This window comes from Pseudomonas sp. UBA5568, assembly GCF_002425525.1.
GTDB classification, from domain to species: Bacteria; Pseudomonadota; Gammaproteobacteria; order Pseudomonadales; family Pseudomonadaceae; genus Aquipseudomonas; species Aquipseudomonas fulva.
The window spans coordinates 25,575-41,656 of record NZ_DIMK01000001.1 but is presented as its reverse complement, the minus strand read 5'-3'; the positions used below and the strand labels follow the sequence as shown (position 1 = coordinate 41,656).

The following is a 16,082-nucleotide window of genomic DNA, read 5'->3' as shown; positions in this document are numbered from 1 at the left end:
GCGGGTGGTGAGCAAGCGGGCGGGTATCAGCCGCGGGGCGTCTGTACCGAGGCCTGCTGATTGGCCTGCCCGGTGCGCTCGTACCAGCCGCCACCGAGTGCCTTGTACAGGTTGACTTCGCTGGTCAGCTGCGAAAGGCGGTCACCGATCAGCGCCTGCTGCGCACTGAACAGGTTGCGCTGGGCGTCGAGGAACGTCAGGTTGCTGTCGATGCCGATACGGTACCGACGCTCGGCCAGGCGGTAGTAGTCCTGGTTGGCTTGCACCAGGTCCCGCTGGGCTTGCAACTGCTCCTCGAAGGTCTTGCGCGCGGCCAGCCCATCGGATACTTCCTGGAACGCAGTCTGGATGGACTTCTCGTAGCGGGCGACGTTGATGTCCTTCTGGATCTTGGCGTAGTCAAGGCTCGCTTTCAGGCTGCCGGCGGTGAAGATCGGCAGGTTGATCTGCGGCTGGAACAGCCAGGTGCCCGACCCACCCTTGAACAGCCCGCCCATGTCGGTGCTCAAGGTGCCCGCATTGGCCGTCAGGCTGATGCTGGGGAAGAAGGCCGCGCGGGCAGCGCCGATGTTGGCGTTGGCCGCCTTGAGCAGGTGCTCGGCCTCCTGGATGTCAGGGCGGCGCTGCAACAGGTCCGACGGCAGGCCTGCCGGTACTTCGGCCAGTTGATCGGCGTCCAGGCGCAGCGGTTCAGGCAGGTTGGTGGGGATGCCGGTCCCCAGCAGGACAGTCAGGCTGTTCACGTCCTGGGCGACCAGGCGCTGGTACTGCGAGTACTTGACCCGGGCGCCTTCGACAGCCGTGCGGGCCTGGCTCAGGTCCAGCGCCGACGCCACGCCCACCTCGTTGCTGCGCCGGGTGAGGTTGTAGCTTTCCTGATAGTTCTTCAGGGTTTCCTCGGTCAGCTTGAACAGCGCCTGGTCGGCCTGCCAGGTGTAATAGGCGTTCGCCACGCTCGCCACCAGGCTGATCTGGGTGGAGCGACGCGCCTGCTCGCTGGACAGGTAGGTCTCCAGCGCCTGTTCCGAAAGGCTGCGCACGCGGCCGAACAGGTCGAGTTCATAGGCACTGACGCCCAGGGTTGCCGAATACTGGCTGGTGATGCCCGACTGGCCAGTCTGCGACATGTTCGCCGGGATGCGTTGACGGCTGCCACTGCCGTTGGCCGACACCGCCGGGAACAGGTCCGCACGCTGGATGCGGTACTGGGCGCGGTAGGCGTCGATGTTCAGCGCCGCGACGCGCAGGTCCCGGTTGTTGACCAGCGCGGTCTGGATCAGTTGCTGCAGCGCCGGGTCGTTGAAGAACTGCCGCCAGCCCTGTTCAGCGGCAGCGACGTCCGCCGACTGGGTGGGCGAGTAGGCCGGACCTTGCGGCCACTGCTCAGCCACCGGTGCTTCCGGGGTCTGGTAGTCGGGGATCAGCGAGCAGCCGCCGAGGATGAAAGCGGTGACTGCCAGGGACAACAAAGACTTGGTCATTGCCCAGCCTCATAACGTGGAGTTTCAGGGGTGTCATCTTTTTTCGGCTCTTTGCTGCCGAACAGCGACGACACTGCGACGAAGAACAACGGTACCCAGAAGATGGCCAGCACGGTCGCACTGATCATGCCGCCGATCACGCCGGTACCAATGGCGTGCTGGCTGCCGGCGCCAGCGCCGCTGGCGATGGTCAACGGTACCACGCCGAGGATGAAGGCCAGCGAGGTCATGATGATCGGGCGCAAACGCATGCGGCACGCCTCGATCGCCGCGTCGTACAGGCTGCGGCCCTGCTCGTGCAATTCCTTGGCGAACTCGACGATCAGAATGGCGTTCTTGGCCGCCAGGCCGATGGTGGTCAAGAGGCCGACCAGGAAGTACACGTCATTGGACAGCCCGCGCAGGCTGGTAGCGATCAACGCACCGATGATGCCCAGTGGCACCACCAGCACCACGGCGATCGGAATCGACCAGCTTTCGTACAGCGCTGCCAGGCACAGGAACACGAACAGCAGCGACAGGGCGAACAGGGCCGGCATTTGCGAACCAGACAGCTTCTCCTCGTAGGACATGCCCGTCCAGGAGAAACCTACGCCGCTTGGCAGTTCGCCGGCGATGCGCTCGACCTCGGCCATGGCCTCACCGGTACTGTAGCCAGGAGCAGGCGCACCGAGGATTTCCATGGCTTCTACGCCGTTGTAGCGCGAGAGCTTGGGCGAGCCGTAGGTCCATTCACCTTTGGCGAACGAAGAGAACGGCACCATTTCGCCATCGGCGTTGCGCACATACCACTTCTGCAGGTCTTCCGGGCTCATCCGGGCATTGGCTTCGCCCTGGATGTAGACCTTCTTGACCCGGCCGCGGTCGATGAAGTCGTTGACGTAGCTGGCACCGAAGGCAATCGACAGGGTGTTGTTGATGTCCGAGATGGTCACGCCCAGGGCGCTGGCACGCTCGTCATCGATGGTCAGCTGGTACTGCGGTTCGTCGTTCAGGCCATTGGGGCGTACACCGCTGAGGATCTTGCTTTGCGAAGCCTTGGCCAGGAACTGGTTGCGGGCCTCCATCAGCTTGGCATGGCCGACACCGCCGCGGTCCTGCAGGAACACGTCGAAGCCTGTGGCGTTACCCAGCTCGAGCACCGCTGGTGGGGCGAACGCGAAGACCATGGCGTCGCGGAAGCTGAAGAAGTGCTGCTGCGCCCGCTGGGCAAGGCCGAACACGCTGTTTTCCGCCGTACGCTCACCCCAGGGCTTGAGCATGATGAACGCCATGCCCGAGCTCTGGCCGCGGCCTGCGAAGTTGAAGCCGTTGACGGTGAACACCGAGGACACCGTGTCGGCTTCGTCCTTGAGCAGGTATTCACGCATCTGGTCGACCACTGCCTGGGTACGCTCGGCACTGGAGCCGGCCGGCGTCTGCACCTGGGCAAACAGTACACCCTGGTCTTCCTCGGGCAGGAACGCGGTTGGAATGCGGGTGAACAGGAAAATCATGCCGGCCACGATCAGGGCATAGCCCAACAGGAACGGAATCTTGTTGCGCAGGATGGTCCCCACGCTGCGCTCGTAGCCGTTGACGCTGCGATCGAAGCTGCGGTTGAACCAGCCGAAGAACCCACCCTTGGCCTCATGGTGCTGGCCCTTTTTCAAAGGCTTGAGCATGGTGGCGCACAGCGCCGGGGTGAAGACCAGCGCCACCAGCACCGACAGGCCCATGGCCGAGACGATGGTGATGGAGAACTGGCGGTAGATCACACCAGTGGAGCCCCCGAAGAACGCCATGGGCAGCAGTACGGCCGACAATACCAGGGCGATACCCACCAGCGCGCCCTGGATCTGCTCCATGGAGCGCTTGGTCGCCTCCTTGGGCGGCAGCCCTTCTTCGGACATCACCCGCTCGACGTTTTCCACCACCACGATGGCATCGTCCACCAGCAGGCCGATGGCCAGCACCATGGCGAACATGGTCAGGGTGTTGATGCTGAAGCCTGCGGCGGCAAGGATGCCGAAGGTGCCCAGCAAAACCACCGGTACGGTCATGGTGGTGATGATGGTGGCGCGGAAGTTCTGCAGGAACAGGTACATCACCAGGAATACCAGCACGACGGCTTCGATCAGGGTATGGATGACCCCGCTGATCGATTCGGTGACCACCGGCGTGGTGTCATACGGGAATACCGCCTTGACCCCTGGCGGGAAGAACGGCTCCAGGTCGGCGATGGTCTGGCGCAAGGCCTTGGCCGTATCCAGTGCGTTGGCGCCCGTGGCCAGCTTGACGGCCAGGCCCGAGGCGGGCTTGCCGTTGAACTGGGCGCTGACGGCGTAGTTCTCGCCGCCAAGGCTGACCTGGGCCACATCGCCCAGGCGTACTTGGGAGCCGTCGTTGTTGACCTTGAGCAGGATCTTCTCGAACTGCTCGGCAGTCTGCAGGCGGGTCTTGCCGATGATGGTGGCGTTGAGCTGCGTCCCAGGCACGGCTGGCAGGCCGCCGAGCTGGCCGGAGGAGACCTGAACGTTCTGGGCAGCCACGGCGGTCTTGACGTCCACCGGGGTCAGCTGGAACTTGTTCAATTTGGCCGGATCGAGCCAGATGCGCATGGCGTACTGGGCGCCGAACACCTGGAAGTCACCCACACCGGCCGTACGCGAGATCGGGTCCTGCATGTTGGAGACGATGTAGTTGGCCAGGTCGTCCTTGGTCATGCTGCCGTCTTCGGACACCAGACCGATCACCATCAGGAAGTTCTTCACGGCCTTGGTGACGCGGATACCCTGTTGCTGCACTTCCTGCGGCAGCAAGGGGGTGGCCAGGTTGAGCTTGTTCTGCACCTGCACCTGGGCGGTGTCGGGGTTGGTACCCTGCTCGAAGGTGGCAGTAATGGTCATGCTGCCGTCGGAGTTACTTTCCGACGACACATAACGCAGGTTGTCGATACCGTTGAGCTGCTGTTCGATCACCTGCACCACCGTATCCTGCACGGTTTGCGCCGAAGCGCCCGGGTAGGTCACGGCAATGGCGATGGCCGGTGGGGCGATGCTGGGGTACTGGTTGATCGGCAACTTCAGGATCGACAAGGCGCCGACCAGCATGATCACCAAGGCGATCACCCAGGCGAAGATCGGGCGATCAATAAAGAACTTCGACATGGTTTACTCCGCTTTGGCGTCTGCTTTCGCTGCGTTGCCCTGGTTGGGGCTGTCCGGCTTCTTGACGTTGGTGGCTTCGCTGACCTTGACCTCGGCACCTGGACGCACGTACTGCAAGCCTTCGGTGATCAGGCGGTCGCCTGGGTTCAGGCCTTCCTCGATCAGCCAGTCGCTGCCCACGGTACGGCTGGCCTTGAGCTGGCGCAGTTCGACCTTGTTGTCCTTGTTTACCACCAGCGCGGTAGGGGCGCCCTTGAGGTCGCGCGTCACGCCCTGCTGCGGTGCCAGGATGGCATTGGCGTTCACGCCCGCCTTGAGCCGTGCATGCACGAACATGCCAGGCAACAGGGTGTGGTCAGGGTTGGGGAAGATGGCACGCAGGGTGACCGAGCCGGTGGTTTCGTCCACGGCCACTTCGGAGAACTCCAGGCGCCCTTCCTGCTTGTACAGGGTGCCGTCTTCGAGCACCAGTTGGACCGACGCTGCGTTGTCGCCAGCGCGCTGCAGTTGGCCGCTTTCCAGCTCGCGCCGCAGCTTGAGCAGCTCGGCAGTGGACTGGGTCACGTCGACGTAGATCGGGTCCAGTTGCTGGATAGTGGCCATGGCATTGGTCTGGCCGCTGTTGACCAGCGCGCCTTCGGTTACCGCCGAACGACCGATGCGGCCGCTGATGGGGGCCAGGACCTTGGTGTAGCGCAGGTCGATCTGCGCACTCTTGAGCGAGGCCTCGGCTTGCAGGCGCTTGGCATTGGCGTCGTCGTATTCCTGCCGGGAAACCGCCTGTTCCTCGATCAGCTGCTTGTAGCGATCAGCCAGAGAGCGGGTAGCCTGCAGGTCTGCCTGGGCCTTGCTCAGGTTGGCTTCGTAGACGGCCGGGTCGATCTGATACAGCTGTTGGCCCTGCTTGACCTCGCTGCCTTCCTTGAACAGGCGCTTGAGGATGATCCCGTTTACCTGTGGACGAACTTCGGCGATCCGGTAGGCATTGGTGCGGCCTGGCAGCTCGGTGGTCAAGGTGAAGGCCTGCGGCTGTAGGGTCACTACGCCGACTTGAGGCGCCTGCTGCTGCTGTTGCTGCTGCGCGGCTTGGTCTTCTTTATTGCAGCCACTGAGCAGGGTTGCGAGGGCTACGGCTGAAACCAGGGCGGTAACGGCTGGCTTGAATTGCATGAGAATCCTCGGATCGCAGGAGCAGGGAGACGCTCAAGAGTAATGGAATGTCTTGATCTGGATAAATGGCTATCCGGTGGATAAATAGCTTGCTAAGGAATATACTTACATTCATGGTTGTTTGTAAATACCGCCGGGTTGTCCATGGCTACCGCCACAGCCCTTGATTAGCTTGATCCGCCAGGTGCCCCAAGAGGCGCCCCGGAGCCTTCCCGCACGCGTCGCCGCGTTCGGGCCAGATGAGGTTGTACTGCCATGGTCCGTCGAACCAAAGAGGAAGCCCAGGAAACTCGCGCCCAGATCATCCAGGCGGCAGAAAGGGCTTTCTACAAGCGCGGGGTTGCGCGAACCACCCTTGCGGACATCGCCGAACAGGCGGGCGTCACGCGAGGTGCAATCTACTGGCACTTCAATAACAAGGCCGAGCTGGTGCAGGCACTGCTCGACAGCTTGCATGAAACCCATGACCATCTCGCGCGCGCCAGCGAAAGCGAGGACGAACTCGACCCGCTCGACTGCATGCGCAAATTGCTGCTGCAAGTGTTCAACGACCTGGTGCGCGACGCCAGGACACGCCGTATCAATGAGATTCTGCATCACAAGTGCGAGTTCACCGATGACATGTGCGAAATCCGCCAGCAGCGCCAGGTGGCAGTAGCGGACTGCCACACAGGCATTACCCTGGCCCTGGCCAATGCAGTGCGCCGTGGCCAACTCCCGGTGGAGCTGGATGTGGAGCGGGCAGCGGTGGCCATGTTTTCTTACGTTGATGGCTTGATCAGGCGCTGGCTGTTGCTGCCCGACAGCGTGGACCTGCTGGGCAACGCCGAGAAATGGGTCGACGCCGGGTTGGATATGCTGCGCTTGAGCCCGGCGATGCGCAAATGAGACTTTGTGAAGGTTTGTGAGGGCTATTCCCCGGGGACGTGCCAGTGATCAGCACCTGAGCTTCCCTGCGGGCCACCTCAATGCCCGCGCAGTGGCCGATCCGGCAGCAGCACCGCCACCACCAGTGCAATGACGCCGACCCCTGCACTGGCCATCAACAGATGCCGGAAAGTGATCGCCAAGTGTGCCTGCAGTTCAGGGCTCACCTGGTTGGCCTTGAAGGTACCCAGCAACGGATTGTCCAGCAACGCGAACCCGCCTTGGTGCAGCAAGGCCAGTAGCAGGCTCGACATGCAGGCCACGCCCATGGCGCCACCGAGGGACCGAAACAGGTTGGTGGTGCTGGTGGCGACCCCCATGTCCTGGGCCTGCACGGCATTCTGCGTGCCTACCAGTGACGTTGGGAACTGCATCCCGCACGCGATCCCTGTCAGCAGCATGAACAGTGCACTGGCCAGCCCGGCCTGCGGCGGCGTGATCGCCAAGGCGAAGATAGACACCGGCATCAGCAGGGCGCCAGTAAGGATCTGCGGCTTGTAGCGGCCAAGCCGCGTTGTCAGACGTCCTGCGGTAAAAGCACCGATGGGTAGCCCCATGGCCAACGGCAGCAGATGCAAGGCGGCGCTGTCGGCACCGGCACCGGTGAGGCCCTGGTAGCGCAAGGGCATCAGCATGGTCAGGGAAATGGCCTGGAAGCTGGCGAAGAAAATCACGCCCCAGCACAGCACCGCGGCGCGATTGCCGAATAGCGTCAACGGCAGCAGTGGCTCGACGCAGCGGCGCTCCTGGAGGATGAACAGGATCATGGCGATCACGGCGCAGGTGAACAGGCCTAGCACGGCGGGCGCCGTCCAGGCCTGCCCCTGGCCGACCAGGGTGATCCCGAGCAGCAGGCTGCCCAAGCCCACGATCAGCAGCAGCGCGCCCGGATAATCCACTTGTGCGGGCCGATGCTGCACGGGCAGACCGGCCAGGGCGCGGTGGATAGCCCAGAGCGCGGCGATGCCCAGCGGCACGTTGATCCAGAACACCCAGCGCCAGGACAGGTACTCGGTCAGCCAGCCGCCCAGTACCGGCCCCGCCACGCTGGCCAGGGCATACATGCTGCTGAAATAGCCTTGATAACGGCCTCGTTCGCGCGGGGGCACGAAGTCGCCGATGATCGCCTGGCTCACCGATACCATGCCGCCTGCGCCGATGCCTTGCAGCACTCTGGCCAGCACCAGTTGCGGCATGTCCTGAGCCAGCGCACAGCCGATCGAGGCGACAGTGAACACGCCGATTCCGGTCAGGATCATGCGACGCCGCCCATAGAGATCGCCCAGCTTGCCGTAGATCGGGACGGCCACTGTCATGGCAACCATATAGCCGGAAATGACCCAGGCCAGCAGACCGACATCATTGAACTGCGCGGAGATCGCAGGCAATGACACTGCCACGATGGTTTGATCCAGTGCGCCGAGAAAGATGGCCAGCATCAAGGCGGTCAGGATCTGGCGCAGGGCAATCGCAGGCAGGGCAGGGGGCACGGCAGTTCCTTTGGTTTGAGTGGGCTTCATCCGAACGATCCCGCAGGCTACAGCTACGCGCGATCAAGACCAGGGCACGCCTGCACAGGGGCAGTGAAAGCATGGCAGTGTAACCTGAGTTACGTAGCTTCCTATGTACTCTGAGCATCGCCTATGCATGATCGGCATCAACGCATTCATCCAGCAGAGGCTGGCCCCGTGATATCTTTGGTATGCCAATCCCGCGCTAAGCCCCTGTTTGCACTAGCTTGGTGCGACCTCTCGGGGGTTAATCGGATTCCCCTGGCTCCTACACCTTTATTCCTCTGCCTGCATGTGGAGCATGACCGCGACTTGAGTGGTCCATGAATTGTGCAGGTACGCCCGATACAGAGGCCGGTAGTTACCGTTCAGAAATTTCTACAATTGCGGAGTGATCATGCCCAAGGCTTCCCACCAAGATCTGCGTATTGCCTTCCGCGAGCTGCTCGCTTCAGGTTCGTGCTACCACACCGCCTCGGTGTTCGACCCCATGTCTGCGCGCATTGCCGCGGACCTGGGTTTTGAGGTCGGCATCCTTGGAGGTTCGGTGGCATCGCTGCAGGTACTGGCTGCGCCGGATTTTGCCCTGATCACACTCAGCGAATTCGTCGAGCAAGCCACGCGAATTGGTCGCGTGGCCCAGTTGCCGGTGCTGGCAGACGCCGACCACGGATACGGCAATGCGCTGAACGTGATGCGCACCGTCACGGAGCTGGAGCGTGCCGGCGTGGCGGCGTTGACGATCGAGGATACGCTGTTGCCGGCCCAGTTCGGGCGCAAGTCCACCGATCTCATATCGGTAGAAGAAGGCGTGGGCAAGATCCGCGCGGCGCTCGAGGCGCGCGTCGATTCGTCCCTGTCGATCATCGCCCGTACCAACGCCGGCGTGCTCAGCACCGAGGAAGTGATCGTGCGGACCCAGAGCTACCAGAAAGCGGGTGCCGATGGCATCTGCATGGTAGGGGTGAAGGACTTCGACCAGCTCGAACAGATCGCCAGCCACCTGACCGTACCCTTGATGCTGGTGACCTACGGCAACCCCAACCTGCATGATGACGCGCGTCTGGCAAGCCTGGGCGTGCGCATCGCCGTCGACGGTCACGCGGCTTACTTCGCCGCCATCAAGGCGACGTACGACTGCCTGCGCCAGCAGCGTGGCCAGCAGCACAAGTCCGATAACTTGAGCGCCACCGAGCTTTCGCATACCTATACCCAGCCCGAGGACTACATCCGCTGGGCCAAGGAATACATGAGCGTCGAGGAGTAAGCAGGCGCTTACAGGTCCCGGTCCCAGGCCGGCTCCTCCTCGAAGCGCTGGACGAGAAAGTCCAGCAGGGTGCGCAAGGTCGCGGGCATGTGCTTGCGTGAGGTATAGACCGCCGTCAGGTCCAGGGTCTGCGGCCTGGCCTCGGGAAGCAGGCGCACCAGTTCTGCGCTGCGCAGGGCGGCAGCCGCCTGATAGGTGGGGAGCAGGGCGATGCCGGCGCCTGCTGCTACCGCCTTTTGCAATGTCAGGGACTCGTTGGCGCTGATGTTGCCCTGAACCGGCACCGCAACCTGCTGGCCGTTGACCTCGAACTGCCACACCCCATTGCCGTAATAGCTGTGCGTCAGGCAATTGTGGTGTGACAGGTCCTCGACCCGCTCGGGTGTGCCGTGCTCGGCCAGGTAGGCGGGCGCGGCGCAGATCACCGAGCGGCATACGCTCAGGCGGCGGGCAACCAGGCTGGGGTCCAGGTCGTTGCTGTTGCGGATGGCCAGGTCGATGCGTTCGTCCACCAGGTTCACGGTGCGATCGAGCATCTGCAGGTCGACTTTTACCAATGGGTACTGACGCACATAGGCGGCCACGGCATCGGCCAGCTGCGCCTGTCCAAATGACGTACTGACGCTGATACGCAATGTCCCCCGTGGTGTCTGGTCTTGCTGTTGTACGGCTCCTTGCAGTTCGCTGGCCAACTCCAGCAATTGCCTGCAGCGCGGCAGAAGGTCCTGGCCTGCGGCAGTCAGGCTGAGCCGGCGCGTGGTGCGCTGCATCAGCCGCGCGCCCACCCACGCTTCGAGCTGTGCCAGGTACCGAGAGACCACGGGGCGCGAGAGCTGCAGGTGCTCGGCCGCCGCCGACTGACTGCCAAGGTCCACCACCGTGACGAAAACGCGCATAGCTGTTAAACGATCCATCATTTGCCCGATTTCAGAAACAAACCATGTGCAAGCATGGCATTTTTCTGCAGGGTGTCGCCCCTTAAGCTGCAGGCATTTCCACTCTGACGGATGCCTGCGATGACACTCCTTTCTCCCTTGCGTGGCCTGGTGCTCGGATGCCTGGCCTGTGCCGCCCCACTGCTGGCCGCCGCTCCCTTGCAATTGGACGTGTACAACCCTGGCGCCGATGCGCCGTTTGCGGTCAGCTCGGTGATCGTGAGCGGCCAGCGTGACGCCGTGTTGATCGATGCACAATTTGGCACTGATCACGCCCGGCAACTGGTGCAGCGTATCCGTGCGAGTGGCAAGCGCTTGACGACGATCTACATCAGCCAGGGTGACCCCGATTATTACTTCGGCCTGGCAACCTTGACCCAGGCGTTCCCTGACGCCGAGGTGTTGGCTTCGGTCGCCACGGTCGAACACATCCGCAACACCATGGAGGCCAAACTGGCGTACTGGGGGCCTGAAATGGGGGCGCAAAAACCTGAGCGGCTGGTGCTGCCCAAGGTGTTGACAGGCAACCGCCTGCTGCTCGAGGACCAGGTGCTGGAGGTGCGTGGCCTTGAAGGACCGCAGCCGGACCGCAGCTTTGTCTGGATACCTTCGATCAAGGCAGTGGTTGGCGGGGTCGTGGTTTCGCAGAACATTCATGTGTGGATGGCCGACACACAATCGGCGTCCTCGCGTGCCCATTGGCTGCAAACCCTGGCGGACATCCAGGCGCTTGCGCCGCAAACCGTGGTGCCCGGGCACTTCGTCGGTGCCAGTGATTACTCACCGCAGTCCGTTGGCTTTACCGCCGATTACATCCGCACCTTCGAGGCGCAGGCGCGCGCAGCAAACGATGCGGCTGCGCTGGTCGAGGCCATGAAACGACGCTATCCGGGGTTGGGCGATGAGAGTGCGCTGGCGCTCAGCGCCAAGGTGGCCAAGGGCGAGATGCAGTGGCCCCTCCAGTGACGGTGCGCGCGTATGCAATGCAGCGCTGCGGTGATCTCGGTCTTGCTATACCGCGCTGGACCGCAGCCGGGCCATGTCACGAATAGGCGGTGCGCCGTAGAGCCGGCTGTACTCACGGCTGAATTGCGAAGGGCTCTCGTAGCCCACTCGATAGGCCGCCACGGCGGCCTCAAGGCCATCGTTGAGCATCAGCCGCCGGGCTTCTTGCAAGCGCAGTTGCTTCTGGTACTGCAGCGGGCTCATCGAAGTCACCGCCTTGAAGCGATGGTGCAGGGTGGAAACGCTGAGGTTGACCTCGCGGGCCAGGTCCTCGATGCGCAGTGGCCGCTGATAGTTGTCGTTGAGCCAGCTGATGGCCTGGCACACGCGGTGGGTTTGGCTGTTGGCCAAGGCAATTTCGTACAGCCGGTAGCCCTGCGGGCCGCGCAGCAGGCGGTAGAGAATCTCCCTGCGCACCAGCGGTGCCAGCATGGCGATGTCGCGTGGCGTGTCGAGCAGGCGGAGCAGGCGCAGCAAGGCATCGAGCAGCGCGCTGTCAGTTTTTTCCACGTACAGGCCGCGCCCATACGGGCGATTGGGTACCAGCATCGGACCGCTGTCGGCGATCAGCTGGCTGATCTCGGCAGGGTCCAGGTCCATGCGCAACCCCAGGCTCGGGCGCTGCGGGCTGGCGTCGAGCTTGACCGCGCTCAGCGGCAAGGTGACCGAAACCACCATGTAGTGCAGCGGGTCGTAGGCGTACTGTTCGTCCCCGAGGAACAGGCTTTTGCTGCCCTGGGCCAGAATGCACAGCGCAGGTTGCGCCAGGGTAGGTACCGAGCGAATGTTCTCGGTGTAGCGCACCAGGAACAGGTTGTCGATGGCCGAGGCCGGCCCATAAGGGTCGCCTGCATGGCGAGCGATCAAGTCGGCCAACTCCTGGCGCTGGACCTCCAGGTGCGGATCAAGGGACGGGGCGATGGACATGGGGCTTTCCTCTGCTGACCGACGCAGAATAGGTTTGGGCAACCGCCGAAGCTAGTCGAATACTGCAGATCGATTGCCTGATCCTGCCGCGATGCAGAATCAGGCAATCGGTGTGCAGTAATGGCCTAACGCGCAAACGCGCCCAGGCCCTAGCCTTGCAAGCCAGGTATTCGATGGCTGCTTCAGGGAGAGTGTGCAATGAGGCTACAACAACCGGTCACCCACCTTGCCTTGATTCGCGCCAGCAGCGGGCGCTCGGCCGAACTGGGCGCACGCTTGCGCGACCTGTTGGTGCCGTCGCTGCACACCCCGGGTTGCCTGAGTTTTTCGGTGCAACGCTCGCAGGCTGATGACGACCTGTGGTTATTGAGCGGTAGCTGGCAGGATCAGCAGGCGATGAATGGTTACTTCGCTTCGCCAACGCTGAATGTGTTCGGCGAGTTGGTGCAGTCCCAGGTGGTGAGCAGTCTGGATCTGCACACGTTTGGTTGAGCCTGCCTTACGAGCGCACAGGCCAGTGATTGCCGCATCATCGAGCCAGTGGGTACCATCCAGGTTTCACCCACGAGGCGTATGGCAAAGATGGCACGTAGAGAGTTTCCCCAGTTCGAAGCCGTGTCGGCAATGGTGCCGGCCGAAGGCGGTGGCTACCACGCAGCCATTGCCGTCAAGGCCATGGGCATGGGCGGTGCACCGCGCTTTCACAAGGTGCTCGATGGGCAAGTGTTCAAGGGCGCCGTGGCTGCCGACGAGGCGGCCACGGGCGAATTGCAACGCCTGCAAGGTGTCGGCGAGGCGGGTGAGCTGATCTGGTGATCAGGCTTTGGGCCTGGGCATCTTGAACAGGTTGCCCAGCTCGAAATAGTCCGCCGGGCCACCGCCACGCAGGATAGGCTCGGCCGCTGCGGTATCATAGATGCCGTCCTTGAGCAGGCGCTCGGCGATGTGCACCGCCACCACTTCGCCCAGGATCAACCAGCTCGGTACCAACGCCTGGTCGGCGCGCTGCAGTTGCACGATCTGCGTCACCTTGCATTCGAACGCCACAGGGGTTTCCCCTACCCGTGGCACCTGTACCACGCTCGACGGCGTGGCCGTCAGGCCGCTGAGTTCGAACTCGTTCACCTCAGGCGATACCGCCGAGCAGCTCAGGTTCATCTGCTCGGCCAGGGGGCGGGTGGCCAGGTTCCAGACGAATTCACCGGTTTGCTCGATATTGTTCAGGCTGTCTTTGCGCCCGACGCTGCAGAAACCGATGATCGGTGGAATGTAGTTGAAGGCGTTGAAGAAGCTGTAAGGCGCGAGATTCAAATGGCCTTGCTGGTCCTGCGAAGATATCCAGCCGATCGGGCGAGGGCCGACGATGGCGTTGAATGGATCATGGGGTAGGCCATGGCCTTTGGCGGGTTCGTAGTAATACATCTGCGCTGGGCTTGCCGGCCCACCTCCTGGTTTGAGAGGCGACCAGTGTGCCAAGCCTGAAGCCAACTGGGAATGCTGGAGCCCGGCGAAAGCCGGGCTGAGTGCGCATGGCTACTATCAGCTAATGCCATGGGCGTTGGTGCGGTCGAAACCGTCTTCGGCGAAGCGCTGGCCACCGGTGCGGTCGAAACCATCTTCGGCGAAGCGCTGGGCACCGGTGCGGTCGAAACCGTCTTCGGCGAAGCGCTGGCCACCGGTGCGGTCAAAACCGTCTTCTGCGAAGCGCTGACCACCTGTGCGGTCAAAGCCGTCCTCGGCATAGCCGGTGGCCTGAGCAGGCGCCGCTGCGAAGGTATGCGCATGGGTGCGATCGAATCCATCTTCGGCAGATGCGCCTGCGGCAAATGCGAAAAGAGCGAGGGTCAGGATGAATTTGCTTTTCATGGGGATGCTCCAGAGTAGGTGTGTCGTTTCGATAAAATGAATGCTACGCCGATTAATGCGATTAAAAAGCGCTAAAAATCGTGCTTAATAATCTATTTATCCGATTGATTGGAGCGCGCACCTGGGCTGGAACGCAGGCAGCCCGGGGAGTTTCGAGGCGCAGGTACTGGCGCTTTTGCTGATGGGGTAATGTGCCGGAGTGTGATTAATGGGCCATTAAGCCAAGCGCGTCGGACGAACGTCGTGCCAGTGCGGGAAGGGAAGGTGCAAGCTGGGCCTGCAGAGGAGGGCTGGCGCCTGGATGATCCGACGAGGCCCGGCGTGGCCAAACGAAATCGGGCGCCCTCTAGGCGCCCGAAGCAGTGCTAAGCGTGGGATGGGCTTAGTCGGTGGTGATCCGCGAATGCTGCTTGGTGTCCTTCATGGTGGCGTACACCAACAGCGAGCAGGCGATGCAGCCTGTGACGTACCAGTAGAAGCCGCTTTCCATGCCGGCGCTCTTGAACCACAAGGCCACGTATTCGGCCGTACCGCCGAAGATGGACACGGTCAGGGCGTAGGGCAGGCCAACGCCCAGGGCGCGGATTTCGGTGGGGAACAGCTCAGCCTTCACCACCGCGTTGATCGAGGTGTAGCCGCTGACGATGATCAACGCGGCCATGATCAGGAAGAACGCGCCCCACCAGGTCTGGATGGTGTGCAGGGTGCTGAGGATCGGCACCGTGAACAGCGTACCGAGCACCCCGAAGGCAATCAGGATAGGGCGCCGGCCGATCTTGTCCGACAGCCCACCCACCAGGGGTTGCAGGCACATGAACAGGAACAGCGTCGCGGCCGAGATGGTGGTCGAATCGCTGATGCTCATCCCGACTGTGTTGACCAGGTATTTCTGCATGTAGGTGGTGTAGGTGTAGAAGGCCAGGGTACCGCCCATGGTCAGGCCGACCACGGTCAGCAGTTCCTTGGGGTGGCGCATCAAGGTGCGCATCAGGCTTTCCTTGGCTTTCTCCTTCTTGGTGAACGACGCGGTTTCTTCCATGCCCCGTCGCAGGTAGAGGGCCACCACCGCACACAGGGCACCGATCACGAACGGCACACGCCAGCCCCACGCGTACAACTGCTCGGTGGTCAGGGTCTGTTGCAGAACGATCAGTACCGCCAGGGCGATGAGCTGGCCCGAAATCAGCGTCACGTACTGGAAGCTGGAGAAGAAGCCTCGACGCTCCTTGCTGGCCATTTCGCTCAGGTAGGTGGCCGAGGTGCCGTACTCACCGCCCACCGACAACCCTTGCATCAAGCGAGCGACCACCAGCAGGACCGGCGCTGCCACACCGATGGTTTCATAGCCGGGGGTGAGGGCGATCACCAGCGAGCCTGCGCACATCAGCAGCACCGAGGCCATCAGTGCAGCCTTGCGGCCCTTGCGATCGGCGTACATGCCCATCAGCCAGCCACCGATCGGGCGCATCAAAAAGCCCACCGCAAAGATGGCGGCGGTGTTGAGCAGTTGAGCGGTGGAATCGCCGGCCGGGAAGAAAGCCTTGGCGAAATACAGCGAGAACGCTGCATAGACGTACCAGTCGTACCATTCGACCATGTTGCCGATCGAACCGCTGAAGATCGACTTGAGGCGACTGGCAGTGGTTCTTGGCGCGGCAGGCGTTGCGGCCGCCCCGGTAGGCAGGGAGGTAGCGTTATCCATCAGGGACACCTTCTCATTGTTGTTGTGAAAGCGCGCAGGGCGCAGCTTGCAGTAGCTTTTGCAGAAGGTGTGCCAAAAAGAGGCGCGATTGCTTCGTTAAGGTGCGCGCTTGTGTGAAACCCGTATGAATCATGGCGTTGCG

14 protein-coding genes are annotated in these 16,082 nt (G+C 62.5%); 5 read left to right on the top strand and 9 right to left on the bottom strand.

Features of this window, described 5'->3' with window-relative positions; translation table 11 throughout:
• Window positions 1–26 precede the first annotated feature (26 nt).
• The 3 genes from B2S33_RS00200 to B2S33_RS00190 are packed head-to-tail and all read right to left on the bottom strand — an operon-like array spanning window position 27 to window position 5,800.
• On the bottom strand, window positions 27–1,481 hold the full coding sequence (locus B2S33_RS00200; RefSeq protein ID WP_027914540.1) for an AdeC/AdeK/OprM family multidrug efflux complex outer membrane factor: 1,455 nt from the start codon (window positions 1,479–1,481) through the stop codon (window positions 27–29).
• Window positions 1,478–4,630 carry a multidrug efflux RND transporter permease subunit TtgB gene (gene ttgB, locus B2S33_RS00195; protein WP_027914541.1) on the bottom strand — a complete coding sequence of 1,051 codons (3,153 nt, stop codon included), beginning with the start codon at window positions 4,628–4,630 and terminating at the stop codon, window positions 1,478–1,480. Before ttgB ends, B2S33_RS00200 begins: the two co-directional genes overlap by 4 nt.
• A gap of 3 nt (window positions 4,631–4,633) precedes the next feature.
• Complete coding sequence (locus tag B2S33_RS00190; protein ID WP_027914542.1) at window positions 4,634–5,800, bottom strand: efflux RND transporter periplasmic adaptor subunit; 1,167 nt, start codon at window positions 5,798–5,800, stop codon at window positions 4,634–4,636.
• 255 nt (window positions 5,801–6,055) lie between these two features.
• Between B2S33_RS00190 and ttgR the strand changes: the two genes are divergently transcribed.
• Window positions 6,056–6,688, top strand: coding sequence for an efflux transport transcriptional regulator TtgR (gene ttgR / locus B2S33_RS00185; protein ID WP_110607292.1), 633 nt, complete (start codon window positions 6,056–6,058; stop codon window positions 6,686–6,688).
• A gap of 77 nt (window positions 6,689–6,765) precedes the next feature.
• On the opposite strand, the gene B2S33_RS00180 is transcribed toward ttgR, so the two are convergent.
• A complete protein-coding gene (locus tag B2S33_RS00180; protein ID WP_027914543.1) occupies window positions 6,766–8,217 on the bottom strand; it encodes an MDR family MFS transporter in 1,452 nt (483 codons plus the stop codon).
• Between the two features lie 418 nt (window positions 8,218–8,635).
• Between B2S33_RS00180 and B2S33_RS00175 the strand changes: the two genes are divergently transcribed.
• Window positions 8,636–9,505 carry an isocitrate lyase/PEP mutase family protein gene (locus B2S33_RS00175; protein WP_027914544.1) on the top strand — a complete coding sequence of 290 codons (870 nt, stop codon included), beginning with the start codon at window positions 8,636–8,638 and terminating at the stop codon, window positions 9,503–9,505.
• A gap of 8 nt (window positions 9,506–9,513) precedes the next feature.
• Here the strand turns inward: B2S33_RS00175 and B2S33_RS00170 are convergent, their stop codons facing one another.
• On the bottom strand, window positions 9,514–10,419 hold the full coding sequence (locus B2S33_RS00170) for a LysR family transcriptional regulator (protein WP_088522943.1): 906 nt from the start codon (window positions 10,417–10,419) through the stop codon (window positions 9,514–9,516).
• Between the two features lie 102 nt (window positions 10,420–10,521).
• Between B2S33_RS00170 and B2S33_RS00165 the strand changes: the two genes are divergently transcribed.
• The gene (locus B2S33_RS00165) at window positions 10,522–11,406 is read left to right on the top strand and encodes an MBL fold metallo-hydrolase (RefSeq protein ID WP_197874304.1); all 885 of its coding nucleotides are present in this window, start codon (window positions 10,522–10,524) and stop codon (window positions 11,404–11,406) included.
• Between the two features lie 45 nt (window positions 11,407–11,451).
• On the opposite strand, the gene B2S33_RS00160 is transcribed toward B2S33_RS00165, so the two are convergent.
• Window positions 11,452–12,372, bottom strand: coding sequence for an AraC family transcriptional regulator (locus tag B2S33_RS00160; RefSeq protein ID WP_027914547.1), 921 nt, complete (start codon window positions 12,370–12,372; stop codon window positions 11,452–11,454).
• A 198-nt stretch (window positions 12,373–12,570) separates the two neighbouring features.
• On the opposite strand from B2S33_RS00160, the gene B2S33_RS00155 reads away from it, so the two are divergent.
• A complete protein-coding gene (locus B2S33_RS00155; protein ID WP_059183290.1) occupies window positions 12,571–12,864 on the top strand; it encodes an antibiotic biosynthesis monooxygenase family protein in 294 nt (97 codons plus the stop codon).
• 90 nt (window positions 12,865–12,954) lie between these two features.
• Window positions 12,955–13,188 carry a hypothetical protein gene (locus B2S33_RS00150; protein WP_059184111.1) on the top strand — a complete coding sequence of 78 codons (234 nt, stop codon included), beginning with the start codon at window positions 12,955–12,957 and terminating at the stop codon, window positions 13,186–13,188.
• On the opposite strand, the gene B2S33_RS00145 is transcribed toward B2S33_RS00150, so the two are convergent.
• The 3 genes from B2S33_RS00145 to B2S33_RS00135 all read right to left on the bottom strand — a co-directional run bounded on the left by B2S33_RS00145 (window position 13,189) and on the right by B2S33_RS00135 (window position 15,940).
• Window positions 13,189–13,794: a flavin reductase family protein gene (locus B2S33_RS00145; RefSeq protein ID WP_206405671.1), complete on the bottom strand. Its 606-nt coding sequence runs from the start codon at window positions 13,792–13,794 to the stop codon at window positions 13,189–13,191.
• A 117-nt stretch (window positions 13,795–13,911) separates the two neighbouring features.
• The gene (locus tag B2S33_RS00140; protein ID WP_242810148.1) at window positions 13,912–14,238 is read right to left on the bottom strand and encodes a hypothetical protein; all 327 of its coding nucleotides are present in this window, start codon (window positions 14,236–14,238) and stop codon (window positions 13,912–13,914) included.
• Between the two features lie 382 nt (window positions 14,239–14,620).
• Window positions 14,621–15,940 (bottom strand): MFS transporter, encoded by a 1,320-nt coding sequence (locus B2S33_RS00135; RefSeq protein WP_023534430.1) that lies wholly within the window; start codon window positions 15,938–15,940, stop codon window positions 14,621–14,623.
• Between the last annotated feature and the right edge of the window lie 142 nt (window positions 15,941–16,082).